Annotated in this window: 20 protein-coding genes; 14 read left to right on the forward strand and 6 right to left on the reverse strand. The window is 70.7% G+C overall.

Features of this window, described 5'->3' with window-relative positions:
• Positions 1-67: 67 nt before the first annotated feature.
• The 4 genes from BMY97_RS26610 to BMY97_RS26625 all read left to right on the forward strand — a co-directional run bounded on the left by BMY97_RS26610 (position 68) and on the right by BMY97_RS26625 (position 3,450).
• Positions 68-943 carry a DUF5926 family protein gene (locus tag BMY97_RS26610; RefSeq protein WP_091621316.1) on the forward strand — a complete coding sequence of 292 codons (876 nt, stop codon included), beginning with the start codon at positions 68-70 and terminating at the stop codon, positions 941-943.
• A gap of 635 nt (positions 944-1,578) precedes the next feature.
• The gene (locus BMY97_RS26615; protein WP_091621319.1) at positions 1,579-1,932 is read left to right on the forward strand and encodes a DUF952 domain-containing protein; all 354 of its coding nucleotides are present in this window, start codon (positions 1,579-1,581) and stop codon (positions 1,930-1,932) included.
• A 193-nt stretch (positions 1,933-2,125) separates the two neighbouring features.
• Positions 2,126-2,626: a SigE family RNA polymerase sigma factor gene (locus tag BMY97_RS26620; RefSeq protein ID WP_091621904.1), complete on the forward strand. Its 501-nt coding sequence runs from the start codon at positions 2,126-2,128 to the stop codon at positions 2,624-2,626.
• Positions 2,623-3,450 (forward strand): hypothetical protein, encoded by an 828-nt coding sequence (locus BMY97_RS26625; RefSeq protein WP_091621322.1) that lies wholly within the window; start codon positions 2,623-2,625, stop codon positions 3,448-3,450. Before BMY97_RS26620 ends, BMY97_RS26625 begins: the two co-directional genes overlap by 4 nt.
• A 129-nt stretch (positions 3,451-3,579) precedes the next feature.
• Here BMY97_RS26625 and BMY97_RS26630 read toward each other — a convergent pair whose 3' ends face one another.
• The 3 genes from BMY97_RS26630 to BMY97_RS26640 form a co-directional block, all read right to left on the reverse strand.
• Positions 3,580-4,131: a ferritin gene (locus BMY97_RS26630; protein ID WP_091621325.1), complete on the reverse strand. Its 552-nt coding sequence runs from the start codon at positions 4,129-4,131 to the stop codon at positions 3,580-3,582.
• 152 nt (positions 4,132-4,283) lie between these two features.
• A complete protein-coding gene (locus BMY97_RS26635; RefSeq protein ID WP_177231582.1) occupies positions 4,284-5,468 on the reverse strand; it encodes an arginine deiminase in 1,185 nt (394 codons plus the stop codon).
• Positions 5,469-5,518: 50 nt separating this feature from the next.
• Complete coding sequence (locus BMY97_RS26640; protein WP_091621330.1) at positions 5,519-6,343, reverse strand: CPBP family intramembrane glutamic endopeptidase; 825 nt, start codon at positions 6,341-6,343, stop codon at positions 5,519-5,521.
• A gap of 99 nt (positions 6,344-6,442) precedes the next feature.
• Between BMY97_RS26640 and BMY97_RS26645 the strand changes: the two genes are divergently transcribed.
• A complete protein-coding gene (locus BMY97_RS26645) occupies positions 6,443-6,910 on the forward strand; it encodes a PPOX class F420-dependent oxidoreductase (protein WP_091621333.1) in 468 nt (155 codons plus the stop codon).
• 76 nt (positions 6,911-6,986) lie between these two features.
• Here the strand turns inward: BMY97_RS26645 and BMY97_RS26650 are convergent, their stop codons facing one another.
• The gene (locus tag BMY97_RS26650) at positions 6,987-7,787 is read right to left on the reverse strand and encodes a DUF2470 domain-containing protein (protein ID WP_091621335.1); all 801 of its coding nucleotides are present in this window, start codon (positions 7,785-7,787) and stop codon (positions 6,987-6,989) included.
• 208 nt (positions 7,788-7,995) lie between these two features.
• Here BMY97_RS26650 and BMY97_RS46200 point away from each other — a divergent pair, with 208 nt between their 5' ends.
• From BMY97_RS46200 to BMY97_RS26665, 3 genes are all read left to right on the forward strand, one after another.
• The gene (locus tag BMY97_RS46200) at positions 7,996-8,829 is read left to right on the forward strand and encodes a hypothetical protein (RefSeq protein WP_143086304.1); all 834 of its coding nucleotides are present in this window, start codon (positions 7,996-7,998) and stop codon (positions 8,827-8,829) included.
• Positions 8,830-8,991: 162 nt separating this feature from the next.
• Positions 8,992-9,846: a hypothetical protein gene (locus tag BMY97_RS26660; RefSeq protein WP_281246932.1), complete on the forward strand. Its 855-nt coding sequence runs from the start codon at positions 8,992-8,994 to the stop codon at positions 9,844-9,846.
• On the forward strand, positions 9,843-10,481 hold the full coding sequence (locus BMY97_RS26665; RefSeq protein WP_091621344.1) for an IclR family transcriptional regulator: 639 nt from the start codon (positions 9,843-9,845) through the stop codon (positions 10,479-10,481). Before BMY97_RS26660 ends, BMY97_RS26665 begins: the two co-directional genes overlap by 4 nt.
• Here BMY97_RS26665 and BMY97_RS26670 read toward each other — a convergent pair.
• A complete protein-coding gene (locus tag BMY97_RS26670; RefSeq protein ID WP_091621347.1) occupies positions 10,478-11,155 on the reverse strand; it encodes a DUF998 domain-containing protein in 678 nt (225 codons plus the stop codon). The two genes, BMY97_RS26665 and BMY97_RS26670, sit on opposite strands and share 4 nt — an antisense overlap.
• A gap of 123 nt (positions 11,156-11,278) precedes the next feature.
• A complete protein-coding gene (locus BMY97_RS26675; protein ID WP_091621349.1) occupies positions 11,279-11,875 on the reverse strand; it encodes a TMEM165/GDT1 family protein in 597 nt (198 codons plus the stop codon).
• 172 nt (positions 11,876-12,047) lie between these two features.
• On the opposite strand from BMY97_RS26675, the gene cutA reads away from it, so the two are divergent.
• From cutA to BMY97_RS26710, 6 genes are all read left to right on the forward strand, one after another.
• Positions 12,048-12,368: a divalent-cation tolerance protein CutA gene (cutA, locus tag BMY97_RS26680; RefSeq protein ID WP_091621352.1), complete on the forward strand. Its 321-nt coding sequence runs from the start codon at positions 12,048-12,050 to the stop codon at positions 12,366-12,368.
• Between the two features lie 202 nt (positions 12,369-12,570).
• A complete protein-coding gene (locus tag BMY97_RS26685) occupies positions 12,571-14,067 on the forward strand; it encodes a cytochrome ubiquinol oxidase subunit I (RefSeq protein ID WP_091621354.1) in 1,497 nt (498 codons plus the stop codon).
• 195 nt (positions 14,068-14,262) lie between these two features.
• Complete coding sequence (cydB, locus tag BMY97_RS26690) at positions 14,263-15,270, forward strand: cytochrome d ubiquinol oxidase subunit II (protein WP_091621356.1); 1,008 nt, start codon at positions 14,263-14,265, stop codon at positions 15,268-15,270.
• Positions 15,267-19,370, forward strand: a complete 4,104-nt coding sequence (cydD, locus tag BMY97_RS48625) for a thiol reductant ABC exporter subunit CydD (RefSeq protein ID WP_342744053.1) — start codon at positions 15,267-15,269, stop codon at positions 19,368-19,370. The genes cydB and cydD overlap by 4 nt, the downstream gene beginning before the upstream one ends.
• Before the next feature lie 53 nt (positions 19,371-19,423).
• Positions 19,424-20,566, forward strand: coding sequence for a GAF domain-containing sensor histidine kinase (locus tag BMY97_RS26705; protein ID WP_091621359.1), 1,143 nt, complete (start codon positions 19,424-19,426; stop codon positions 20,564-20,566).
• Positions 20,567-20,930: 364 nt separating this feature from the next.
• Complete coding sequence (locus tag BMY97_RS26710) at positions 20,931-23,093, forward strand: P-loop NTPase family protein (protein ID WP_091621362.1); 2,163 nt, start codon at positions 20,931-20,933, stop codon at positions 23,091-23,093.
• Positions 23,094-23,642: the final 549 nt, after the last annotated feature.

Below are 23,642 nucleotides of genomic sequence, written 5' to 3' on the forward strand. Positions count from 1 at the left end.
CTAACCCGGGCGCCCCGCCGGGCCGCCGCTTCGATAGCGTCTGGCACCGAGCTTTGAGGAGGCTGAAGTGGGCAAGGGCGCGCGTAAGAAGGGTCCCAAGCAGGACCGCGTTCCGAAGGTGCGCGACGTCTTCGTCGGGCAGCCCTTCGAAGGACTGGCCGCGGAGCCGGAGCTGATCGCGCTGCGCGAGTTCGTCCCGTCGGCCACGGCGAAGCTGACGCTGGTGGACGGCAGCGACGTCACGCTCGGCACGGTGCTCCCGATGGCGGCCGCCGCGTTCGTCCGTTCCGACGGTGAGCGCTTCCTCGGCCTCCAGGTGCAGACCCGCTCGTCGGACATCAGCCGGGACCTCGGCCGTTCGCTGCGCTGGCTGCTCTCCGCCGAGCCGGGCGACGTGCTGTCCGTCCCGGACACGACAACACCCGCCGACCCGGACGAGCACAACCGCCTCCAGGACATCCTCACCCCCAGCGCCGAGCTCGAGGTGACCATCCACAGCGACTTCGCGTGGTGGCTGCCGGAGGACGCGGACGCCACGGGTGACGTCGCGGTCTCGCTGGAGCGCGCGAACGCCGCCATCATGCCCACCGACCGCCTCGGCGCCGGCGCCTACTGGGTGCTCGCCGGCGAGAAGGCGCACCTGCGCTGGGTCCGTCCCGAACCGGAGAACCTGCTGCTGCAAGCGCTTGCGCGCCTCTCGGCCGCGGGCACGCTGGGCCTCGGCGAGGGCACCCGGTACGCCGGTTCGTTCCGCGCCCACGGTCTGCTCGTCCCGGTCTGGGACCTCGACCCGGAGGCGCACGCCCGTGAGTGGGACGAGCCCAAGGACCAGCTCGGCGCCCGGCTGGACGAGTCCCTCAAGTCGCTCGAAGCCGAGCCGCTGAACGCCACCGAGCGCCGCGCCCGCGACGGGCTGATCGGCCGGCAGCTCACCATTCGCTGATCCGGTCACCGTACTGCTGAATCACCGAACCGACTCGCCGCCGACTACCGCGCCACAGCGCCACAGCACCACAGCACCGCCGCTCGCCGACCGGCGGTGCGGCGCTTCGGCGCTTCGGCCGCCTGGGAGGCTGGTTGCTCGGTCGGGCGGCGGGCAAAGGGCCGGCACACCGGCCGGTTGTGGCGGACGGTCGGTTGTGGCCGACGGTCGGGGCAGGTGGCAGGCCCAGGGGGCTGACTCGGTCGTTGGGGCAATGGCTGGGCCAGACCCATTGGCTGGGTCCGGCCTACCGGCTGGGACTGGCCCCATTGGCTAGGTCCGACCCACCGGCTGGGATCGGATGCGTTGGCTGGGTTCGGCCTACCGGTTGGGATCGGATGCGTTGGCTGGGTCCGGCCTAGCGGCTGGGGCCGGATCCACTGGCTGGGTTCGGCCTACCGGTTGGGTCCGAACCACTGGCAAGGCCCGATCTACGGGGCTAGGTCCGACCCACTGACTGGGTCCGACCTAAATCCAGCTCCAGCCCACTGACTGGGTCGAGCCGATAACTAGGTCCAACCCAATAACTGGTGCACCAACGAGCCGGCTGGGAATCGCGTTCCGTCGGGCGACTCGGCGGTGGCACGATCGGTGGCGTGATCCTGCACATCTGCACCCGCGACGAGTGGGCCGCCGTTCCGGAGGGCGGCGTGTACACCGCTCCCTCGCTCGACGAAGTGGGCTTCATCCACTGCTCCGACCTCGGCACGGTCGGCCTGCCGGCCAACGCCATCTACCGGGGCCGCACCGACCTCCTGCTGCTGGAGGTCGACCCGGCGAAGGTCGGTGCGCCCGTCCGGTGGGAGGACGGGGTCCCGCCGCATCCCGAGGGGATCTTGTTTCCGCACGTCTACGGACCCATCCCGAGAAACGCCGTGGTCTCGGTACACGATTACCCACCCGACGGGGACGGAACGCTGAAGCTGCCCGAGTCGCTCGCTGTGCGCTGATCCGGCCGTCGCCGGTGAAGCGGTGACGACGGCCGGACAACCTGTTGGGGGAGTCATGCGTGTTGGAGAAGACGAGGACTCGACGCGCGGCGCGGCTTTACCCGGAGGTGGCGATACGGTGACGGCAGCGGCACCTGCCATCTCGGGGGCGGAGGCGACGTGGGCGGCCGGCAGTCGAGGGAGGCCTGTGGCCGTGCCTGCGGAGTTCGCCGACTTCGGTGAGTTCGTGCAGGCCACCCTCCCCGGGCTGCTCCGCTACGGCCACGCGCTCACCGGCAACCCGCACGACGCGGCGGACCTGGTGCAGACGGTGCTGGAGAAGATCGGCGCGCGCTGGTCGTACGTCCAGCAGAAGACCGGCGACCCGCTCGCGTACGTCCGGCGTTCGATGGCGAACGCGCACGTCAGCCGCTGGCGGCGGACGCGGCGGGAGAACCTCGTGGCCGACCTGCCGGACATCGCGCCGCACCCGGCCGCGGACCCGTTCGAGCACGAGCCGCTCTGGCAGGCGCTGCGAAATCTGCCGCCGAGGCAACGCGCGGTGATGGTGCTGCGTTACTACGAGGGACTCTCCGAGGCGGAAATCGCCGAGGCACTGGGCGTCAGCCAGGGCACGGTGAAGAGCCAGGCCAGCAAGGCCATCGCGTCGCTGCGGGTGAAACTCAAGCACGGGGAAGGGAGTGAAGCGGGTTGAACGAGTCCGAGGACGAGCTGGAGCAGCAGCTTCGCGCCCTGTTCGCCGACGAGCGGCTGGGCATCGAGCCCACGGCCGGCGTCGGCCCGGCCATCGTCGCGGGCGCCCAGCGGCGACGGAGGCGGCAACGCGTGATGATGGCGTCGACCGGCGCGGTCTGCGCGCTGGGGATCGTGGCGGGCGGGATGACCGCGTTCCGCCTCCACGCCCAGGGCAACACGGCCCAGACAGCGGCTTCGCAGCTGACGGTCAGCGAGACGCCGGTGTTGACGTCGGCGCCAGAGGCCCCATCGAGCACACCGGCCATCGACGTTCCGCCGCCGGCCGCGCCGCCGTCGGACGAGATCCACGCGTCGACCGGGGCGAGGAAGCCGCCGCGGCCCGGGGCGCCGACCACCGCCGACACGCCCGCGAAAATCACCAGCGGTTCCCTGCTGACCGCCGACGGGCTCGGCGGCCTCAAGCTCGGGATGACCGAGACCCAGCTCGCCGACCAGGGCATCACGCTCACCAACGCGAAGCAGAGCGCCAACTGCACGTACTACGACGTCCGGGGCGCGGGAGTCCCCGCGGCCACCGCGCTGGTCTCGCCGTCGAGCGGCGTGGTCTTGGTCAAGCCCGACGGAGCCGCGCACACCCCCGAGGGGGTCGGCTCCGGCTCGTCCAAGGACGACGTCCTCGCCAGCTACCCGGGAACATCCGTGCAGTCCGGCGGGTTGGTAGCACCGGTAGGCGGAGACGGTTCGTACCTCTTCACGTTGAGTGATGATGGCGCGGTGGCGAGCGTCGACCTCCGCAGCAAGAGCCAGGACTGCGCCGGCTGAGCCCGGCGCCGAACATGAACCCGGGCTGTCCACAGGGGGAGAGCCCGGGTTCTTTTCTGTCCACATGGGGACAACAAGAAAGCCCGGGTTGTCCCCATGTGGACAACCCGGGCTTTACCAGCGGCCTGGTTACAGCGCGCCGCCTGCGACCGGGGGCATGCCCGCGTCCGCGCCGGCGTCGCCGACGGACTCGCGGTGCAGGAACTTCTCGATCTCGTACACGTTGTCACCCGCGCGCCGCGCGACCGTGAGCAGCGTGGACATCTGCGAGATCTCCTCGACCTGCTCCTTGAGGAACCACTGCGTGAACTGCTCGCTGATGTAGTCCTCTTCGGCTCGCGCGGCCTTCGTCAGCGCGGAAATGTCGGCCGCGACCTCTTTCTCCTGCGCCAGTGCGAGCTCGATCAGCTCGATCGGCGAGGCGAAATCGTTGCGGACCTCGCCGGTGCCGGGGATCTCCACGTGGTGGTCCCGGTCCAGCATGAACTGGGTGAGCGCCATCGCGTGGTTCCGCTCTTCGACCGACTGCTTGTAGAAGTGCTTCGCGAGCTGCGGCAGGTCCTCGTTGTCGAACCAGACCGCGAGCGCGATGTACTGCTGGGAGGCGTTGAACTCGTTGTGGATTTGCGCCTGGAGCAGTTCGTAGAACTTCGAGCGCGGTTCTTTCTTCGTGACGGCCATGCCCACGACGGTACGACAGATCACTAATTATTTCCACTTTTCCCTGGTGATCTCCACCCTATTAGGGTTACCATTCCTAAAGAAAGACGGACTTATTTTGGTTAGCCTTCCCTTAATAAGTTCTCAACATTAAGGGAAGGCTAACTTCGCCTTTATATAGTGTCGCGCAGTACCGGGCAGGACATGCAGCGCGGCCCGCCGCGGCCGGAGCCCAGCTCGGACCCGGCGATCGGCAGCACCTCGATTCCCGCCGCCATGAGGCGTTCGTTCGTCTCGGCGTTGCGCTCGTATCCGACGACCACGCCGGGTGCCAGCGCGAGGGTGTTGTTGCCGTCGTCCCACTGCTCGCGCTCGGCGGTCACTGGGTCGAGCCCAGTGTCGATGACGCGCAGGCGATCGATGCCCATCGCCTCCGCGGCCGCGCTGAGGAACGGCGCGGGGCCGGTCACCTTCACGCCACCGTCGCCGGTCGGGCGGAGAGTGAACGCCTTGAGCGAGTCGCGCGCCAGCGGGTACATCACGACGGCGTCGGCGGCGACCATCGTGCACACCGTGTCCAGGTGCATCGTCGCGCGCGACTGCTCGATCGGCACCGCCAGCACGGTGTGCGCGATGCCGTCCGCGAACACCGACCGGGCAAGCGACTCCGCGCCCGCGGCCGTCGTCCGCTCGCCGACGCCGATGGCGAGCACGCCGGGGGCCAGCAGCATGACGTCGCCGCCCTCGATGGGTGCCGAGTGCGCGCCGTACGCGCGGGCCGCGTGCCGGAAGCGCGGGTGATAGGCGTAGACGAGGTCGAGCACAGCCGTTTCGCGGCGCCGCGCCGGCATGGTCAGCGACGAGATCGCCACGCGGTCGCCGATCCACGCCGAGGAGTCGCGCGTGAACAGCAGGTTCGGCAACGGGTCGACGGCGAAGTCGCGCGGGTCGTGCATCATCCGCACCAGCGACGAGCCCTCGGCGAACGGCAGTTCCTCGAACGTCATGCCGGCCATCAGCACCTCGGCGAGGGTGCCCGCGTCGACACTCGTTAGGTGCGACCTAACGGAATCCGCAAGGTCCCCGCCCAGCCGGCGCTCATCCACAGCCGCGTGCACACCGGCCGTGTGCGCACGCTGGTCCTCCAGCGCCGTTCGCAGCGAGTCGGCGAGAAGCAGCACTTCGACGCCGCGGCCGCGCAGCACCTCCGCGAACGCGTCGTGCTCCTGTTGCGCGCGATCCACCCACGGGATGGAGTCGAAGAGAAGCTGGTCGTTGTTGCGGGGCGTCAGCCTTTTGAGCTCGTTTCCCGGCCGGTGCAGCAGAACCGCACGCAGAGGCCCGACTTCGCTGTCCACCCTGGGTGGTGCCGTTTCGTCGATCACCGCCCGAGCCTAATGAGCGCGGGTCAGGGGAGCCAGGAAATGTGGCCTTTCAACAGCGAATACCCGACGAACGACACCACGTCGAAAAGCGTGTGCGCGGCGACGAGGGGCCACAGCCGGTTCGTCTTCTGCCACACGCGGCCGAACACCAGGCCCATGACGAGGTTCCCGACGAACCCGCCGAAGCCCTGGTACAGGTGGTACGAACCACGCAGCACGGCGGCGCCGAGCAGGGACGCGTTCTCGCGGACGCCGAGCTGGCGCAGCCGCGTCAGCAGGTAGCCGATCACCAGCACCTCCTCGGCGAAGGCATTGCCGAACGCCGAAAGCGTCAGCGCGATCGGGCGCCACCAGGTGTCGCCCAAAGTGGACGGTTGGACCGCGAGGCTGAACCCCAGGTGGTAGGAGAGGAAATACAGGCCCAGCCCGGGAATCCCGATCACGGCGGCGATGCCGAGCATCACGAGCGCGTCGAAGCCGGGCGAGCGCCGGTCGAGGCCGAGGTCGCGGACTTTCAGCCCGGCGCGCCACAGAAGGTACAACCCGAGCCCGCCCCAGCCGATCAGCTGCAGCGCGTTCAGCAGCTGCTGGAGCAGGTCCAGCAGGCGCGCGGCGGCCTGTGGGACGTTGAGCTGCGCCTGTTGCTGGGCGAGCGGCACCGGCCGGAGCAGGGAGTCCACAAGGGACAGCAGGCTGCGCGCGCCGGAGAGGCCGAGCGTGATGCCGAAGACGAGCACCAGCTCGAACTTGACCGCGCGGCGCTCCTTCGCGTCCGTGATCGGCTCCGGGAACGCCGGCGCCACGGGCAGTAGCCAGGATCGCAGGCCCGATCGTTCCGTGGTGCTCATGCGCCCACTTCGCCGACGGTCGGTGCGACCTGAGCAAAAGGCGCAGCGGCGCGTGATTCACTCGCGAACTCGCTCATGCGCGCACGCTACCGTCGGGGTATGCCGAGGACTATCGCCACCAACACGAAAGTCGACCGCGACGCGCTGGTCGAGTTCCTGAAGACCCGCCACCACGCGATCCTGACCACCCGGCGCGCCGACGGGAGCCCCCAGCTCTCGCCGCTGACCTGCGGCGTCGACGACCAGGGCCGGCTCGTGGTCGCGACCTACCCGAAGCGGGCCAAGGTGGTCAACATCCGCCGTGCGCCCCAGGTCTCGCTCTGCGTGCTCTCCGACGAGTGGAACGGCCCCTGGGTCCAGCTCGACGGCACCGCCGAGGTGATCGACCTGCCCGACGCCGTCGAGCCGCTCGTCGACTACTTCCGCAGCATCTCGGGCGAGCACCCGAACTGGGACGAGTACCGCGAAGCCATGCGGAAACAGGGCAAGAGCCTCATCCGCGTGACGATCGACCGCTGGGGCCCCATCGCCACCGGCGGCTTCCCGCCTGAGCTGGCGGACGACTGATCCGGCGACGGCCAACCATCCACAGGTGGACAACTCCGAGTTGCCCACCTGTGGATGGTCAGTGAGGCGCCGGTTGTCAGTCGCCGCGTTGCTGCTGCCGCAGGAACGGGCAGCCGACCAGGCGGCGGAGCTCGGCCGCCAGCTGGGGCGGGCTGTCGACGGACTTGGAGAACGCCAGCCGGACGTCGTGGTCTCCGGTGTCGGCCTCGACGCGCAAGCGCAGGCCGAAACGGTCCAGTCCGAGCGGCCGGATGCGCCCGCCGCGCAGGCCGGCGGGCAGGTGCTGGGCGAGCTGCTCGACGACGTCGGAATGGTCGCTTTCCAGGTGCCGCAGCCAGTCGGCCTCGTAGTCGTGGAACGGGTCCGGCGGGGCGGCGCTGAACATGTGCGGCCGCAGCGAGTGCGTGCCCTCGGCGTCGGCGAGTACCAGGGAGGCCGGCGTGAGCCGCAGCAACGTCATGCCGTGGCCGACGTCGAGCAGCCGGTGGTCCGGCCGCTGCTCGGCGATCGAGACGGCACGGGCGCGCGCCGAGACCGCCGTCAGAGGCCGGAGCCACCCGGTTATCCACAGCAGCCCGCGGATCGGTTCCCGCAGTTCCACCGGGGCGTGGTCGGCGAGCTCGACCATGACGGCGAGCTCGCCGCGCTGAGCCTGCCGGGACGCGCGCACCATCGGGTGCTCGTCCGGCAGAAGAATGCTGACGCTGCCGCTGTGGTGCACGTGGTGCAGCACGGGGACGACGCGTTCGGCCTCGCAGTCGGCGCGCTGCTGGGTCGGCATGATCGTCGCCGGCCCGTTCCGTGTCGCGATCGTCTTGGCCCGTTCCGCGGGGTTGGGCGCGGGCGGGCGGCGGACGGATGTCGGGGCCTCGGTCACGGCTCACCTCCTACTTAGGTGAGCCTAACCTGAATTCCGCCGTGTTGGGAAGGGGTGCGCGGCAACGCCACCCCGACGACGGCCGAATGCAGGATGAACTGCGCCAACGCCAAGGGGGAGCCGTGACCGCCAGGCCGGAATCGGACCGTGTCCACGTCTGGGAGCCCGACCCGGCGGTGCCGGAGCGCTGCCGCCGTTCGGCGAGTTCATGGCGAAGTTTCGTCGGCGCGCGGCCGGGGAGGCGGTTTTCGCGGCGCTGCTCACGCTTGGCGGGGTCGCCCTGTTCTTCGCGGGCCACGGCCTCGTCACATCGATCTTCGTGGTCGCCATCTTCGGCACCTACCTGGGGCTCAGTGTGCACAACCTCGCGGTCTCCCTGTGGATGAAGCCGTTTCAAGGCAAGGTTCGACCTAATCGAATGCGCGCCGGATGCCGCGTTCACCGCCGGAAGCAGGATCGGGGTGCGCCTGTCCGACGGCCGCTGGCTCCGGACCAAGCTCCCCAACGGGATGCGGCTCCAGTTCGCCGGGCGGCGCCGGTCGAGCCGACTTCGCCACGGCTCGACCCGGTGCTGGCCGCGCACCGGTGGGACGCCGCTCGCACACTGGTGTGGTTCGCCGTGGCGAGCGTCGTCGTCTTCGGGTGGGCGGTCTGGTCCGGCCCGGACTTCGCCCATGGCAGGCCCTTGGCCGTCATCCCGGCCGCGATCGCGCTGGTCGGCCTGGGGCTGATCTTGCTGCGGTTCGTCTTCTTCACCTTCCTGATGTTCAGGCCGGTGCCGCACGACACCTGGACCGAACTTGGGGTGGTCCTCGACGGGCCGGTCCGGGTCAACGGCCGTGGCGTGGCGCGTCTCCGCGGACGCACCACGCTGCCCGACGGCCGGCCGATCACCTTCCGAGGAGCCTGGGTTCCCGTGTCGGTGGCCGCGAACGTCGCCGCCACGGGACAGCTGTGGACAGCCGGGTTGCCTCGACCCGGCAAGAGCGCGGCGGTCGTCCTGCCCGGCCACGCCGTGTTCGGCACCGTCCGCTTCGGCTGAACGGGCTGGCCAGATCGAGCCGGTCAGCTGCGCCGAGCCTGTGGATGGCTCGCTGGGTTCGACCTAATGAACCGTCGGGCCTGAACGGCGAAAGGCGTCCGCAGAGCGAACGATTTTGTCCTGTTGTCGTACGCTACTAGCGTGTCAGTCGTGTCAAGCGCTGTGGAACTCACGCCCCCCGGCCCCCGTGGAATTCCTCCCCTGTTCGCGCGGCTAGTCGACGACTCGGCGCTCTTCCCGCCCGCCGACGCCGCCATGCCCGAAGCCCTCCGTGCGCACTTCGCGTCGCGGACCGGTGAACACGCTGGTGTACTGGGGGTTTTCCTCTGTCAGGCCTCGCGGCTGCCGGAGTTGATCACCGAGCTGATCAAGATCAAGCCGAAGGAGCCGCTGCCGCTGTCACTGATCATCGACACCGGCCTCGGCGGCGTCCCGAAGGCCATCTCGATCGTCGAATCCCGCGACGAGCTGCTGTCCCTGCGGATGGTGGAGATGCCGGCGCCCTCGGACGTCGACGAGGTGTGGCTGGAGCGCGTCTCCGAGTTCGTGCCCGAGGACGTGATCCGCGTCGTCGAGCCGCGGCGCGGGGTCGGCTGGCTCGACGGCGTGCGCAAGGTGATCGAGCACGGCAGCTGGCCGAAGATCCGCTGCGGCGGCCAGGCGGGCGAGAACTTCCCGAGCGTCGACGAGGTCGCGGACTTCCTGTCCGTGGTCAGCGGCGCGCCCGGCGCGTCGTTCAAGGCCACGAACAGCCTGCACCGCGCCGTCCGGCACACCGACCCGGACAGCGGCTTCACGCATCACGGCTTCCTGAACCTGATCGTCGCGTCCGCGCGCTGCCTCTCGGGCGGCGATGTCCGCGAGGCGCTGGAGTCGACGGACGGGCAGGCGCTGGCCGACGAGGCCCGCGGGCTTTCCGAGCCGGGCGCGAAGGCCGTGCGAGAGCTCTTCGCGTCCTACGCGGCGGCTTCGTTCGACGAGCCGGTCGCAGACCTGGGCGAGCTAGAGCTGTTGTGACGACGGAGGGGTCGCTGACCCTCGACCGCGGGCTGGCGCTGCTGCAGGCGGTGGCCGACGCGGGTGAGGAGGCGGCGACCATCTCCGAGCTGGCCGTCTCGATCGGCGCCAGCCGCGCGGCCGTCTACCGGCTGCTGGTGCCGCTGTCCGAGCGCGGCCTGATCTGGCGTGACGGCACGAAGGTGCGGCTCGGCGTCGGCCTGCTGCGGCTCGCCGGGCAGGTGCTGCCGCAGCTGCGCGAGGCGGCCCGGCCGGTGCTGCGCGAGCTGGCGGAAAAGGTGGGCGCCACCGCGCACCTGACCGTGGCGCAGGGCGATCTGGCGCAGGCCGTGGCCGTGGTGGAGCCGTCGTGGACCAGCTACCACGTCGCGTACCGCGTGGGCAGCAGGCACGCGCTCAACGCGGGCGCGGCGGGCCGGGCGATGGGACTGCGGCCGGGTGGCGACGGCTGGGTGAGTTCGACGAGTGAGCTGGAAGCCGGGGCGTCCGGTGTCGCGGCGCCGGTGCGCGGCGTGCCGGGGCTGCGGGCGAGCGTCGGCGTGGTGTCGTTGGAGCCGCTGGCTGCCGCCGAAGTGGGCCCGTTGGTGCTCGCGGCGGCCGCGTCACTGGCCGAGGTGCTCCGGACGGGCGCTTAGCCGGCGGACCGGCGCCGCGACGCCACCAGCAGCGGCCGCACCATCGTGACCAGCAGCGCGAGGTCCACGGTGAACAGCAGCCGCTCGAACAGCCCGAGCGTCACCTCCTGCTTAGCCGGGCCCGTGATCAGCGTGAACACGAAGCCGCCGAGCACGATCAGCACGCTGGCGAAGCTCGCGACGGCGAGGCGCCGGATCGTCGTGCGCCGCGGCTCCCACGGGCAGGTTTCGCGCGCGGGCCGCGTGAGCAGCCACGCGGCCGCGGGTAGCGCGAGGAACGCGACGATCGCGGCGACGTTGTGCAGCTGGCCGTCGAACGTGCGTGCCTGGCCGTCGGGATCGACGGGGACCGTCGCGCAGATCGTCAGGCCCGCGCACCACACGCCGAGCAGCGTGACGACGGCCGGGGACCGGCGGGCTTTCACGAGGCCGACCAGCAGTGCCAGCGAACCCAGCGCGAGGGCGAGGCACATCGCGCTGAACAACGGCGCGGCCGAGCGCCCGCCGAGGTGGCCGTAGACGTACTCCGACAGCGTCTGCCACACCGGGCTGACCTGCGCGGACAGCCTCAGGTGCAGGTCGGTCGCGATCGCCACGGCGACGGCGATGCCGGCGACCGCGAGCCGGCCGGGCACGGGGGACACGGGGGCGCGGGCGGTCGTGGGTTTCGGCATCGGGCTGGCTCCGGGTCCTCATGGCGGAGCCAGAGGCCGTTAACCTCGTGCTCGCTTGGTGGTTCCCGGCAGGCTACCTGGACGCCCTGTGAAGTGGCTGTGGCCGCGGGTCGGCCCGGTCCGTCAGAAAGCCAGCTGTGCGACGGCGAACAGGGCGAACCCGGCGAACACGAACCCGGCGACGCGCTGGATCAGCTTGGGCCGGATGCGGTCGCGGATCTTCGCGCCGATGAACACGGCGAGCCCGGCCACGGAGACCAGCGCGACGAACGCGCCCACGCCGACGGCCACCGGGTTGCCCAGCCGCGCGGCGAGGCCCGCGGTGGCCAGCTGCGACGCGTCGCCCCACTCGGCGGCGAAGAGCACGCCGAACGACGTCAGCGCGGAGCGGAGGAAGGACAGCTGCGGTCCTGTGCGCGAAGCGTCGCTGCCCGCTTCGTCGGCTTCGCTGAATCCCTCACGCAGGAGCATGACGGCCCCGATACCGAACATCCCGGCCACCAGCAACGAAACCACGAGGTCCGGGAGAAGTGTCAGAACGCTGCCGAACGCGACGGCGATCACGCATTGCAGAGCGAACGCTGCGCAGACTCCGGCGAACACCGGCCAGGCCCGGAAACGGGTGGTGAGCACCAGCGTCGCGACCAGGGTCTTGTCCGGCAGTTCCACCGCCAGGACCAGGCCGAACGCGCTGAGCAAAGCTACAAGAGCGGGAGACATGGTTGGTGCGCACCCCTTTCACTGCAACGATAAAGGAGCGTTCAGGAAAGACGCAATCTTATGGGTTTCGCGAATTGCCCGGTGCGGGTTGATGAATAGTGTTTGCCGGGCGTCCTGATTATTTTTTTCGGCATGCCGAATTCCGGTTTGCGACTGCGGTACGGTGCGGGGCATGTCTGTGGACCACGTGGTCGTCATGACCACCGTCGACTCCGAAGCCGCCGCCCGGACGCTCGCCGCGAGCGCCGTCGAAGCCCGCCTCGCCGCTTGCGCCCAGATAGTGGGCCCGCTCACGAGCGTCTTCCGATGGGAGGGCGAAGTGCGCACTGACACGGAGTGGCGGGTCGAGTGCAAGACGGCCGGCGACCGCGCGGGCGCGTTGGAGGAATTCCTGAACGTGCGACACACGTATGACCTCCCTGAGGTCATCGTGACGCCCATCGTCGGCGGCAGCCCGGCCTACCTGTCCTGGCTGGTCGAAGAGACCCGGTGACCCGTTCGGGTACTAAGTGGACACTTCCGCCGATGGCCCGCCGTCGCCGGCTCTTCCGCCCGGGAACCGCTGGCACTGCGGGAATCCGGCGGGCGCGAGGCGCACGTCACGTCTGCGGTGGCCTGGTTCGGGACGTAGGTCCCGCATTGTTCGGGACGTGGTGAACTGGCCGCCGCCGGGGCGCCGGAGTTAGCTCGGGTACGTGGATGTCCTTGAGCTCGCGCGGTGGCAGTTCGGCATCACCACCGTCTACCACTTCCTGATGGTCCCGCTGACCATCGGCCTCTCGGTGCTCGTCGCGGCGATGCAGACCGCGTGGGTGCGTACCGGTGAAGCCCGGCACCTGAAGATGACGAAGTTCTGGGGGAAGCTGCTGCTGGTCAACTTCGCCATGGGCGTGGTGACCGGCATCGTCCAGGAGTTCCAGTTCGGGATGAGCTGGAGCGCCTACTCCCGTTTCGTCGGCGACGTGTTCGGCGCGCCGCTGGCGATGGAGGGACTGGTCGCGTTCTTCGTGGAGTCGACCTTCCTCGGCCTGTGGATATTCGGGTGGGACCGGCTGCCGAAGAAGGTCCACCTGGCGTGCGCGTGGGCGTTCTCGCTCGCGACGATGGCCTCGGCCTACTTCATCCTGGCCGCCAACTCGTGGATGCAGCACCCCGTCGGCGTCGAGTTCGTCAACGGCAAGCCGACGATGAACTCCATCGGCGCGGTGCTGACGAACAACACGGCGCTGGCCGCGATCCCGCACACGCTGGCGGGCGCGTTCTCCGTGGCGGCGGCGTTCCTGGTGGGCGTCGCGGGCTGGCACCTGTGGCGTCGTCGCGCGTCTTCGGACGAGCACCGTGAGGTCTGGCGCTCGTCGCTGCGGCTGGGCGGCTGGGTCGGCGTGGTGGCGTTCGCGGTGCTGGCCATCACCGGCGACACCCAGGGCAAGCTGATGTTCGAGCAGCAGCCGATGAAGATGGCGTCGGCCGAGGCGTTGTGCCACACCGAGGCGCCGGCGAGCTTCTCCATCCTGGCGATCGGCGACGTCGCGGGCGCGAACTGCGAGGACGTCAAGACGTTCACCGTGCCGGCGCTGCTGTCCTTCCTCGCCCACAACGATTTCTCCACCGAGGTCAAGGGTGTGGAAAACCTGGTGGGCGAGTACCAGGCGAAGTACGGGTCGAACTACCCGAACGACCCGGACCTGGGCCCGCTGGCCGGCAAGCCGATCGACTACGTCCCCAACCTGCCCGTCACGTACTGGGGTTTCCGCGCCATGATCGGCTTCGGCGCGATCTCCGCGGGCATCGGCCTGCTGGCCCTGTGGCTCACCCGCCGCGGCCGGATCCCGGGCGGGCGCTGGTTCCCGCTCATGGTGCTCGGCGGCATCGCGACGCCGTTCATCGGCAACAGCGCGGGCTGGATCTTCACCGAGATGGGCCGCCAGCCGTTTGTGGTCGCCCCCAACCCCAGCGGCGTCGAGGGCATGTGGATGTTCACGGCGGAGGCGGTGTCGAAGCTTTCGGTGGGCGAGGTGTGGACGTCGCTGATCTCGCTGAGCTTGCTCTACCTGGTGCTGGGTGTGGTCGAGCTGTACCTGATGCGCAAGTACGTCCGAGGTGGCGTCGACGCGGTGATGCCCCCGCCCCGGCCGCCCGATCAGGGCTCCGACTCCGACTCCGATGACGACACTCTTTCGTTCGCGTACTGAGGCGGTGAACCGGATGTGGACGACCGATCGTGGCGACGGGCTGATGGGCTGCGCGCAAGCCGCCAAATGGTCAACCCAACGTGTTCGGACAGTCACCTTCCTGAGTTACCCACAGTCGGTCTGTGGACAACTCGGCCAGGTGTGGATAACTCAGGGCCACCGTCCTGGGTCCGTGCTAACGGGAGGTGAACAGCGATGACACTCGAGACGGTCTGGTTCGCGGTCATCGCCGCGTTCTGGCTGGGGTACCTGTTCCTCGAGGGGTTCGACTTCGGCGTCGGGATGCTGCTGCCCGTGCTCGGGCGGGACAACACCGAGCGGCGGGTCATGGTCAACACCATCGGGCCGGTGTGGGACGGCAACGAGGTCTGGCTGATCGTCGCGGCGGGAGCCACCTTCGCGGCGTTCCCCGGGTGGTACGCGTCGCTGTTCTCCGGGGCGTACCTGCCCCTGCTCCTCGTGCTGCTCGCGCTCATCGGGCGCGGCGTGGCGTTCGAGTACCGCGGCAAGGTCGACTCCGAGCGCTGGCGGCGCACCTGGGACCGCGTGATCATGATCGGCTCGTGGGTCCCGCCGCTCGGCGTCGGGCTGCTGCTCTCGACGACTGTGCTCGGCCTACCGCTCGACGCGGCCGGCAACCGCGTCGGGACGCCGTTCGAGTCCGTCCGTTGGGACACGCTGCTGGGCGCGCTCGCCGTCGCCGGGTTCTCGCTGGTGCACGGTGCCGCGTTCCTCGCCCTCAAGACGTCCGGTGAGCTGCGCGAACGCGCCCGCCTGCTGGCGACGAGGATGCTGCCGGTCGCGTTGCTCCCGATGGTCGCCTTCCTGGTGGTCGTTCAGACGCGCGAGGGCTCGCTGTGGACCTTGCTGACGCTTGTGGTCAGTGTCCTTGCCGCAATCGTCGCGTGGCTGCGGCTGCGCGCCGACCGCGACGGGCAGGCGTTCGCCGCGCTCGGCGTGGTCATCGCGGCGGCCGCGGTGACGTTCTTCGGCGCGCTCTACCCGGACGTCCTGCCGTCCACCTTGGACCCGGCGCACTCGCTGACCGTCGCCAACGCGTCGGCGAGCCCGTACGCGCTGACGGTGATCACCTGGGTCGCCGCCTTCGGCGCGCCGGCCGTGCTGATCTACCAAGGCTGGACCTACTGGGTCTTCCGCAAGCGCATCGGCGTCGAGCACATCCCGGCGGTGCACGCACCATGACCAGGCTTCCCGGCCGCGCACCCCTTTCCGCCACGCGGTCCACAATGGACCCGGTGCGGCCGGGCAAGGGTCCGCTCGGCGCGCTCCCGGCTCTCGGGCCGGCCGCGCGCCGAGCACTGATCCTGGTCGCCGTTCTCTCTCTGGTCAACGCCGCTTTCCTGGTGGCACAAGCGTTCCTGCTGGCGGACGTCTTGGCGTCCGTTGTCTCCACAGGGATCGGGGGCCGCACCGTCCAGCTGGCCGCCCTGTTCGCGCTCGTCGCGGGCCGGGCGCTCACCGGCTGGGCGGTGCGGGTGGTCTCCGCTCGGGCGGCCGCCACCGCGCAGCAGGACTTGCGCGCCCGGGTCGTCGACCACGCGTTGCGGCTCGGCCCCGAATGGCTCGCCCGCAGCGGCCACGGCGAACTCACCACGCTCGTCACCCGCGGCCTGGACGCGCTCGACGCGTACTTCCGCGAGTACCTGCCGGCCCTGGTCACCGCCGCGGTGGTCCCGCTCGCGGCGGGCGCGGCGATCCTGTGGACAGATTGGCCGTCGGCGCTGATCGTCGCTGGGACGGTCCCACTTTTGCCGATGTTCGCGATCCTGGTGGGCAAGTACACCGCCGATCGGGTGTCGGGAGCGACCGACGCGGTCCACCGGATGTCCGGGCGGCTGCTCGAACTCGTGCGCGCGCTGCCGGTGCTGGCCGCGTTCCGCCGGGCCGAGGCGCAGGCCGAGACCGTGCGCAAACTGTCCGAACGGCACCGTCGCGCCACGCTGAAGACGCTGCGGGTCGCGTTCTCGTCGGCGTTCGTGCTGGAGCTGGCCGCGACGCTCTCGGTCGCGCTCGTCGCGGTGGTGATCGGCGTCCGGCTGGTGTCGGGCTCGCTGCCGCTGGCCATCGGGCTGGGTGTGCTGATCCTCGTGCCTGAGTGCTACCAGCCGCTGCGGGCGGTCGGCGCGGCGTTCCACTCCAGCGAGGACGGGGTGGAGGCGGTGCGCCGGGTCACGGCCGTGCTCGCCGAGCCTGTCCACAGGCAGGGGACCCAGGTCGCACCCTGTGGATCACTCGTTGTGTCGGACCTAAGTGTTGCGCGTCGGGGTGGGTTCGCCCCCGACGGCGAGACGTTCTCGGTTCGCCGTGGCGAGACGGTTTGGCTGCGCGCGCCGAGCGGCGGCGGCAAGTCGACGACGTTGGCCACACTGCTGGGTTTTGTGCCCGCGTACGACGGATCCGTGGCGATCGGCGATGGCGAGCCGGGCGCTGTCGAGCTGGTGGACGTCGATCTGGAGCGCTGGCGTCGTGACGTCGCGTGGGTGCCGCAGTCGCCGGTGTTCAGCGGTGGCACGGTGCGGGAGGAGCTGGCGGGGCCGGGGATCGAAGAAGTGCTCGGCGAGCTGGGGCTCGACGGGCTCGCGGACCGGCCCGTCGACCGGCTTTCCCTGGGACAGCGGCAGCGGGTGGCGGTCGCGCGGGCGTTGCTGAAGGTCCGTTCGGGAGCGTGGCTGCTCCTGCTCGATGAGCCGACCGCGCACCTCGATGAGGCGAACGCCGCGCGGGTTCTGGACGCCGTCCAGCGGGCGGTGGACGGCGGGGCAGCGGCGGTCATCGCGGCGCACGAGCGGACGGCGGCGCTGGACGTCGTCGAGGAATTCTTGCCGCACAACGAATCTACGGCTTCTCGGGTGGCTTCGCGCCGACCACTCGCCTGGCGTCTCCTGCTCGACCGGCGGTTGTTCGGCGGCGCGGTGCTCGGCGCGGTCGCGCTGCTGGCGGGGGTCGCGCTGACGGCGACGTCCGGCTGGCTGATCGCGACGGCGTCGCTGCGGCCGCCGATCCTCACGTTGACCGTGGCCGTGGTCGGGGTGCGCGCGTTCGGGCTCGGCCGCGCCGGGCTGCGGTACGCGGAGCGTCTGGTGACGCACGACGCGGCGTTCCGGATCGCCGGACGGCTGCGGGTGCAGCTGTGGGAGTCGCTGGTGCGGCTCGGTCCGGCGCGTGGCCTCGGCGCGGGCGAGGGACAGCGGCGGCTGGTGACGGACGTCGACACGGTCCGCGACCTGCTGCCGCGGGTGGTGTCGCCGCCGATCGTCGTCGGGCTGGTGTCGGTCGGCGCGATCGTGGTGCAGACGTGGGTGCTGCCGTCGGCGGGGCTGGTGCTGGCGGGGGCCGTGGCGCTGGGGCTGCTGGCGCCGGCCGTCGCGCTGCGTGTGGAGCGCCGGGCGACTTCGGCGCTCGCGGCCGGCCGCCGTGACGTGGCCGCGCGCGTGCTGGTCCTGTTCTCGTCGGCGGCTGAGCTGCTGGCTTATGGCACAGCGTCCGCGCGTCGCCGGGACTTGGCCGCCCTCGACGAGCGCCTAGCCGCCGACACCCGGCGACAGGCTTTCGGCGCGGGCGCGGGCGACGCTGTGATCGTCCTAGCCACGGGCGTGGCGGCAATGGTGAGCACGATGCTGGCCGGCCATGCTGTCGCGACGGGGCAGCTCGCGGGCGTGTTGGCGCCGCTGCTGGCGTTGGTGCCGCTGGCGCTCGCGGAGGTCCTCGCGCTCCTACCCCCGGCCGCCGCCCATGTGGACACCTTGCGCCAGGCCCGTTCACGCCTCGCGGAGGTCATGACCGACTCGCCGGACGCGGCTTCGCTGCGGGGCGGGGGTACGGGGGCTGTGGATGGCGGGCGGTACGCGGATGGGGTGCCGCCGGTTGGGGTGGTGACGGCTGGTTTGCCGGGCGGGGGTTCGGGGGCTGTGGATGGCGGGCGGCGCACCGGTGCGGCTTCGACGGGTGGGGTTGTGGCTGCTGGTCTGGCGGGTGCGGCGTTGTTGCGGGGGGAGGATTCGGGGGTTGTGGATGGTGGGGGCCGCAGCACTGTGGCTTCGACGGGTGGGGTTGTGGTTGCTGGCCCGGCGGGTGTGGCGTTGCCGCGGGGCGGGGGCGCGCGAGGTATGGATGGTGGGGGCCGCAGCTCTGCGGCTTCGACGGGCGGGGTCGTGGCCGCTGGTCTGCAGGGTGCGGCCTCGTTGCTGGGCGAGGGTTCGCGGGTTGTGGATGGCGTGCGGCGAGCCGATGGGGTGCCGCCGGGTGGGGTTGTGGCTGCGGGTCTGCAGGGTGCAGCGTTGTGGCGGGGCGAGGATTCGCGGGTTGTGGATGGCGTGCGGCAGGCCGATGGGGTGTCGACGGGCCGGGTTGGGGCTGCTGGTCTGGCGGGTGCAGCGTTGCCGCGGGGCGAGGATTCGCGGGTTGTGGACGGTGGGCCCTGTGCCGAGGCGGCTTCGGCGGGTGGGGTTGCTGTGCGAGGTGAGGGCTCGGCCCCAATGGGCTGTGGACTTTGCGCCTCGGCGGGCGGGGTTGCCGTGCGGGGGGCGGCGTTCGGGTGGCCCGGTGGGGATGCGGTGCTTCGCGGGGTCGACTTGGAGGTCGCGGCGGGGAGTTACGTGGCGGTGGTCGGGGCGAGTGGGGCGGGGAAGTCGACGTTGGTGGCGGCTCTGCTCGGGTTTTTGGCGCCGCGCGAGGGAGAGATCGCGGTGCCGGCGCGGGTGGCGTGGGCGCCGCAGGAGCCGATGCTCGTTTCGACGACCGTTGCGGAGAATTTGCGGCTCGCGGATCCCACTGCGACGGAGCCGGAATTGCGTCGTGTGCTGGAGCTGGCGGAGTTGGCCGACCTCGACCCGTCGACGATGCTCGACAGTGCCGGGGCCGGGCTTTCCGGTGGGCAGGCTCAGCGGGTCGCGCTCGCGCGAGCGTTGCTGGCGGCTCCCGCGGCGGACCTCGTCCTGCTCGACGAGCCCACCGCGCACCTCGACGAGCCGACCGCCCACGCGCTCCGCACCACCTTGCGCACGGAGCTGGCCGGCCGCACGGTCGTGCACGTCACGCACACCGTGGAGGAGGCTCGCGCTGCCGACGTCGTCTACGAAGTCCGCGATGGCCGGGTCTTCCGCCGAGACACAGACGTGACCGGTCGACGCGGCACGGATGGCGAACGCGATCCGGCAGCTCGCGTCGCCGGTCGGGACGACGCTGGGGCGCACGACAGCCGGCGCGTCGCCGATGACGGAAGCGGCATCGGACGCGCTGGGGCCGGGGGCCCGGTACCCGAGGACGTCGGGGTGGGTTGGTGACCGTCACGATTCCGGGTCGCGGGGCGGGCGTCGCGCTAGGGTCGGTACTGCTCATGGACCCGACTCTTGCCGCGCGCGCACTTTCCGCCGCCACCGAGATCACCAGCACCGCGCTTTCCGGGGACGACCCCGAGGCGGTGCTGGACACCGTCGTGGCGCGAGCCGCCGAACTCGCCGACGCCGACCTCGGCCTGGCCATGGTCAGCGCCGACGACGGCCGCGTGGTGGTCGAGGCCGCGCACGACGTCAGCGGTGCCGACGACACGCTGCGCGGACTGACCCTGCCGGCGGACTCCGCCGCCGGTCGGGTCGCACGCGGGGGCGAGCCGGTGGCCAGCGACAACTTCCTCGTCGACCCGCGGACCGCACCGTACGTGCCCGACGAACTCCGCGGCTACGGCCCGTTCGCCGCCGCGCCCTTCGGCTCCGGTGGACGCGTGCTGGGCGCGCTCACCGTGTACCGGCGGCAGGGGAGCGAACCGTTTTCCGCGGGCACTGTCGAGATGCTCGCGGCGTTCGCCGCGCAGGCGGGCGTGGTGCTCGCGCTCGCGGAGGGCGCCAACGCACGACACCGCGTGACGCTCTACCAGGAGCGTGAGCGCATCGCCCGCGAGCTGCACGACGTGATCGTGCAGCGGCTCTACGGCGCCGGCATGCAGCTCGACCGCGTCCGCCGGAACATGCGCAAGCGTTTCGCCCAGGCCGACGGCGCGCGGCTTTCCGACGCCATCGACCAGCTGGACCAGACCATCGAGGAGATTCGCGGCACCGTCCGCGCGCTCCGCTCACCCGAGCCACGGCACGACACCGGCACCCCCGCCGACCTGGCCGAATCAGCGCGCGGCGAAGTCCGGATCGCCGGTGAACTGCTCGGCTACCCGCCGACCCTCGAGCTGTCCGGCGAGTTCGCCGACGTTCCCGCCGTGCCGGCCGATCACATCCGGGCGGCCCTGCGCGAGGCACTGTCCAATGTGGTCAGACATTCGGGCGCCAGCGAAACGCGCGTCTCCCTCACCCGGGACGCGGAGGGCGTGAAACTCCGCGTGCGCGACAACGGTTCCGGCGTGCCCCAGGGCGTCGCCACCCGAGGTCTGCGGCACCTCGCCGAGCGCGCCGAAGCAGCCGGCGGGAAGTTCTTCATCAACTCCTCGCCGAGCTTGGGCACGCTCGTCGCCTTTGATCTTCCCTTGGACTAGCTGTGCGCCGGCACGACCACGGCTCGACTGTGTTCCGGCTAGCGGTTCCGGCTCGCGCTCTCCGACGGCTCTAGCCTTCACGCGTCATGTGAGGCGCTCCTTCCTTTCCGGCGAACCAATCCCCAGTGCGGCGAGCGGGAGGCTCGCCGTTCATCTGGTGAAGATGGTATCGGGAAATCGAACATGTATTCGACTCTCGAACGAGTGAAGTTGGGGCTGCCGGTTCACCCGAACCGTGGCGTTCGGTGACCGAGGACGGTCGTCGATCGGCCAGTCGGTCGGTTTCGGGGCAGGTTTTCACGGACCATGACGCCCCTCACCTTCGCTGCTAGCGTGGGCTGCACGACTCGGGAGGGGGGCGTCCGTGGCTGGGGACACACTGCAGGCAGAACTGGTCAAGCAGAGTGTCGCGCTGGCATTCACCGTCGGCGGCAAGGTGGCCGAGTACCTGTGGGCCAAGGTGACCAGACGTTTCGGGGACGACCCGGTGGCGCTGGAGAAGGCCGTCCAGCGGCTATTGGAGAAAAACCCCGAAGCCGTCCGTGAGCTGCGGGACCTGATTGACGCCGAGCTGTCGAACGACCGCGCCAAGCCGCAGATCCCGGTGTCCTCGCCGCATTTCGTCGACCGGGTCGCGACGTGGCAGCAGCTGCGCGGCGCCACCGGAACCGCCGTCCTCTCCGGCCCGCCCGGTATCGGGAAAACCGCGCTGGCGCAGCACTTCGCGCAACACGCAGCAACTTCGTACCCGGACGGTGCGCTCCTGCTCGACCTCGCCGACTTCCGTGACGGGCCCGGAATGCCGTTGGGGCGCAACCGAATCAAGACCGCGGTGCTGGCGAGGCTGGGCGTCGAGCTGATCGGCGCGTCCGACGAGGTTCTTGCCGCCCAGTACATGACGGTGCTCGCGCCGATGCGGCTGCTGCTCGTGTTCGACAACGCCGAGGGCGTCGAGGATCTCCACGGACTCGTTCCGTCGGCGCCGATGAGCCTGGTGCTGGCGCTGACCGCGGGTCCGGTCGACGACTTCGTGTTCGATTTCGCGCGGCAGGTTCCGCTCGGGCAACTGGAGCCCGGCAGCGACCGCCAGCTGCTCGAGGCGCTTTGCGGGATCGACGTCGTGCAGCGGGATCCCCAAGGCGCGCAAGATCTTCTGGCGCACTGCGATCGCTTCCCGGCCGTGCTCGTCGCGGCGGCCCATCTGGTTCGGCGTCGGGCGGGGCTCGTCGCGTCACCGCTGCGGGCCGTCGCCGAGGAGCTGCGCGACGGCGGGTCGCTCGGCAAGGTGAGTCAGGGTTTCGACGAGGTGTTCGCCGGGCTGCCTGCGGAATCGGCGGAACTCTGCCGATTGCTCACGGTGTTCCCCGGCCCGAGTTTCACGCTCGAGGCGGCCACGGCGATCGCCGGACGGCCGGAAGTCCTGTCGGGGCTCGCCGATCTGCGGGCGCAGGTTCTCGTGACTGTCGACCAGGACGATCGGCTGCGGCTCGGGAACCAGGCGCGCCAGGCCGTGCGACGGACCGGCGAGACCAGCGGCATCGACGACGCGTTCGTGCGGCTCGTCAACTTCTACCGCGACTGGGCGGTGCAGGCTGACGTGGAGCCGCGGTTGTGGCTGTACGAAAGGGACTTGCCACCGGACGCGGCGAAGGCGGTCTTCCCAGGGCGGCCCGTGGACTGGCTCGCGGCGGAGCTGCCTGCGTTGCGGGCGCTGGCCCGGCCGGCGTTCGAACGGGGTCTGCACGTCCAGCTCACGCAGATTTGTGGGGCGTTGGAGATCGTCGCGCTGAACCGCGGGTTTCATCGCGAGCTGCTCGAAATCGAGGAGCAGGGTGCACTGTCGGCGGAAGCGATGCAGGACCACGCGCTGCTGGCGCGAATTCGCAGCCAGCGGGCCCGGCTGTTCTCGCTGATGGGCGAGTTCGACCGGGCCGTGCCCGAGTTCGCCCATGCTGAGGCAGCGCTGGCGAACGTCGCCGATCCGGGGTCGGCGGTCAATCGGCAGCTGCGGGCTTCGGTGTCCGAGTTCCACGGGTTGTTCCACCGCGAGCAGGGGCAGTTCGACGAGTCGGCGCAGTGGTTCGGCGCGGCGCTCGAGATCAGCCGGGGCCTCGGTGAGGTTGGCCGGCGAGGCCGCGGCCTGCACGCGCGGATGCTGGCGAACGTGCTGCTGCTGCGAGGCGGCTCCGAGATCCGGAGCTTGCTGGCCGAGGCCGACGAGTGCGTGCCGCCGGATCGTCACCGCGACCGCGCGCAGGTCCGGCTCGTCGAGGCGAAGCTGCTGATCAGCGAGGGCCGGCCGCAGCAGGCGGTGGACCGTCTCCACGAGGCTTGGCGGCTGGCCAACGCGGCCGGCAGCAACCAGTACGACCTCGAGATCGCCGAGACCCTCGGCGACGCCGAATGGCGCTCGACCCGTCCCGACACGGCGCGGCAACACTGGCTCGGCGTGTGGCAGCGGTACTCGGCGGCCGGGCATCCGGCGCAGGCGCGGCTTTACGGGAAGCTGCTTTACGGGCTTCGGTGAGCTTTGCGCGGGTGGGTGGAGGGTTTGCGGCTTCGGGTGCGGTTGCGCGGACGGGCCGTGGGCGCGCTGATTTGGTTGCCGGGCGGGAGTGTGACGACGCGGCTGTGCAGGTTGCGCGCTCCGCGTACAGGGGCGCGGCGATGTGGTGATGCAGGCTGCATCGGTTGGTGGGCTGAGGTGCGGGCCAGTTGTGGTGGCGGGCTGCTGGGGCCTGGGTGAAGGGCGGGTGGCCAGGAGCAGGCTGTCGGCGGGCGAGGGTTGGCAGTTGGGGGATCCGCGGGTGGGCGTCCGGCTAGGGGAACTCGGTCCACGGGAAGCATTGGGCGGCGGGGACGTGCGGATCTGGGGAAGTGCGAGTTCGTGGGGACGTACGGGTCCGCCGGGGGCGAGTTCGCAGGGGAGGTGCGAATTCGCAGGGGAGGTGCGGGTGCGCGAGGAAGCGCTGGTCCGCGGGAAGCACGGGTCCGCAGGGGAGATGCGGGTTCGCGGGGAGGCGCGGGTTCGCAGGGGAGATGCGGGTTCGCGGGGAGGCGCGGGTTCGCAGGGGAA

The organism is Amycolatopsis saalfeldensis (assembly GCF_900110575.1).
Classification (GTDB): domain Bacteria; phylum Actinomycetota; class Actinomycetes; order Mycobacteriales; family Pseudonocardiaceae; genus Amycolatopsis; species Amycolatopsis saalfeldensis.

Excerpts from the sequence above, each read along its gene's own strand:
- BMY97_RS26645 (WP_091621333.1), top strand. The coding sequence starts at position 6,443 with ATGCCGAGGACTATCGCCACCAACACGAAAGTCGACCGCGACGCGCTG.
- BMY97_RS26705 (WP_091621359.1), top strand. The coding sequence starts at position 19,424 with ATGGACCCGACTCTTGCCGCGCGCGCACTTTCCGCCGCCACCGAGATC.
- BMY97_RS26640 (WP_091621330.1), bottom strand. The coding sequence starts at position 6,343 with ATGAGCACCACGGAACGATCGGGCCTGCGATCCTGGCTACTGCCCGTG.
- BMY97_RS26630 (WP_091621325.1), bottom strand. The coding sequence starts at position 4,131 with ATGGCCGTCACGAAGAAAGAACCGCGCTCGAAGTTCTACGAACTGCTC.
- BMY97_RS26675 (WP_091621349.1), bottom strand. The coding sequence starts at position 11,875 with ATGTCTCCCGCTCTTGTAGCTTTGCTCAGCGCGTTCGGCCTGGTCCTG.
- cydD (WP_342744053.1), top strand. The coding sequence starts at position 15,267 with ATGACCAGGCTTCCCGGCCGCGCACCCCTTTCCGCCACGCGGTCCACA.
- BMY97_RS46200 (WP_143086304.1), top strand. The coding sequence starts at position 7,996 with ATGGCGAAGTTTCGTCGGCGCGCGGCCGGGGAGGCGGTTTTCGCGGCG.
- cydB (WP_091621356.1), top strand. The coding sequence starts at position 14,263 with ATGACACTCGAGACGGTCTGGTTCGCGGTCATCGCCGCGTTCTGGCTG.
- cutA (WP_091621352.1), top strand. The coding sequence starts at position 12,048 with ATGTCTGTGGACCACGTGGTCGTCATGACCACCGTCGACTCCGAAGCC.
- BMY97_RS26670 (WP_091621347.1), bottom strand. The coding sequence starts at position 11,155 with ATGCCGAAACCCACGACCGCCCGCGCCCCCGTGTCCCCCGTGCCCGGC.